Source organism: Streptomyces sp. WAC 04229 (assembly GCF_003947455.1).
In the GTDB taxonomy this organism is placed as follows: domain Bacteria; phylum Actinomycetota; class Actinomycetes; order Streptomycetales; family Streptomycetaceae; genus Streptomyces.
This window is the reverse complement of record NZ_QHJH01000381.1, coordinates 1-1847: the sequence shown is the minus strand read 5'-3', so window position 1 is coordinate 1847 and position 1847 is coordinate 1. Positions and strand designations below refer to the sequence as shown.

The following is a 1847-nucleotide window of genomic DNA, read 5'->3' as shown; positions in this document are numbered from 1 at the left end:
GGCCCAGAACCCGCCGGGCAGACGCGAACCCGGTACGTCGGGTGAACGCAACGGAGCCCCGCGCCCCTACGCGGGTGCTGGGCACCCTTGCGCTCACCCCACGTACCGGGTCCGCGTCTGCCCGCCGGGCTCTCTTCGGGTGCGGGCCGGTGGGGGTTGCCCGCGCAGTTCCCCGCGCCCCTTCGGGGCGCTCACTCCGAGGCGCTCATGCCGCGGCGGGCTTTGGCTTTCCGGCCGGTAGCCAGGCCCACATCAGGAGGGCCGCGGCGGTCAGGACCGCCGTTCCCGTGCGGAAGACCAGGGCGTAGCCGTCCGTGAGCGCCACCGGGCCGGCGTGCTCTCCGCCGGACCTCGCCGCCGCGATCGTGGACATCACCGCGAGGCCCAGCGAACCGCCCATCGTCCGGGAGGTGTTGACCAGCCCGGAGACCAGCCCCGCGTCGCCGGGTGCCGCGCCGGAGATGGCCAGTGAGGCCAACGGCGTCGCCGCCATGCCCGCGCCCAGCATCATCAGCACGCCGGGGATCATGATCGCCGTCAGGAAGCCCCCGTCCGCGGTCATCGTCGATTGCCAGCCGAAGCCCGCCGCCGCCACGAGCGTGCCCAGCACGGCCACGTTCCGCGCCCCGAGCACCGGCATGAAGCGCGGCGCCGCCTTGGACCCGAGGATCACCGCCAGGGAGCTGGGCACCAGCGCGAGACCGGCCTCCAGCGGGGTGTAGCCCAGCACGTTCTGCGCGTACAGGGTCATGAAGAACCACATCGAGAACATCGACGAGCCGGACACCAGCATCGCCACGTTCGCCGACGCCACCGACCGCAGCCGCAGCAGCCCGAGCGGCATCAGCGGCGCCGCCGTCCGCGCTTCGACGAGGAGGAACAGCCCGAGCAGCGCGAGGCCGGCGAACAGCGGCACCAGCGTCGCCGTCGCCGTCCAGCCCTCGGACTCGGTCTGCGAGATGCCGTAGGCGAGCGTGGCCAGGCCGACGGTCACCAGCAGCGCACCCGGCAGGTCGAGGCGCCGCCGCGCCGCGCCCCGGCTCTCGGTCAGCCACAGCACGGCGCCGGCCAGCACGACCGCACCCACCGGCACGTTGATCAGCAGCACCCAGCGCCAGGACAGCCCGTCCACCAGGGCGCCGCCCACCAGTCCGCCCGCGGCACCGCCCCCGGCGCCCACGGCGGTCCAGGTCGCGATCGCCCGGGCCCGCGCGGCCCCCTCCGGCACCGCCGCCGTCAGGATCGTCAGCGTCGAGGGCGCGAGTACCGCCGCGCCCAGGCCCTGCACGGCCCGCGCGGCCAGCAGCTGCCAGCCCTCCTGGGCCAGACCGCCGCCCAGCGAGGCCAGGGTGAACAGCCCGAGCCCGACCAGGAACATCCGCTTGCGCCCGTACAGGTCGCCGGCCCGTCCACCGAGCAGCATGAACCCGGCGAAGGCGATGGCGTAGGCGTTGACCACCCACTGGAGCCCCTGCGCGCTCAGCCCGAGGTCGGTGCGCATGGACGGCAGGGCGACGTTGACGACGGACACGTCGAGCACGACGAGGAACTGTCCGGCACAGGCCAGGGCGACCACCAGCCAGGTCGGCGGCGTGCGGCGGGTGGACGTCCGGGCGGTGGCGGAGACGGGGGAACTGGTTGCTTCGGGCATGGGTGTCATGCTCTCAACGGCAGCGCGGCCCGTACATCGGAATTTGGTCCCGGACCGGTCGGGGTGCCGGGCCTAGGTGTATTGATCACGAGCGTTGTTGACACTGGTGGGTCTTGAACATGGCGAAGACCTCCGATGTGGTGGAGCTGTCTAGGAACGCACCGCACGGAGGTCTTCGTGTCCCACCGTAATGCCC

Annotated in this window: 1 protein-coding gene; it reads right to left on the bottom strand. The window is 73.1% G+C overall.

Annotation, left to right across the window (positions count from 1 at the left end):
* Positions 1-205 precede the first annotated feature (205 nt).
* On the bottom strand, positions 206-1660 hold the full coding sequence (locus tag DMH12_RS38350) for an MFS transporter (RefSeq protein WP_125495846.1): 1455 nt from the start codon (positions 1658-1660) through the stop codon (positions 206-208).
* Positions 1661-1847 lie beyond the last annotated feature (187 nt).

What these genes read in the sequence shown, in the direction of transcription:
- DMH12_RS38350 (WP_125495846.1), bottom strand. Translation starts at nt 1,660, where the DNA reads ATGACACCCATGCCCGAAGCAACCAGTTCCCCCGTCTCCGCCACCGCC.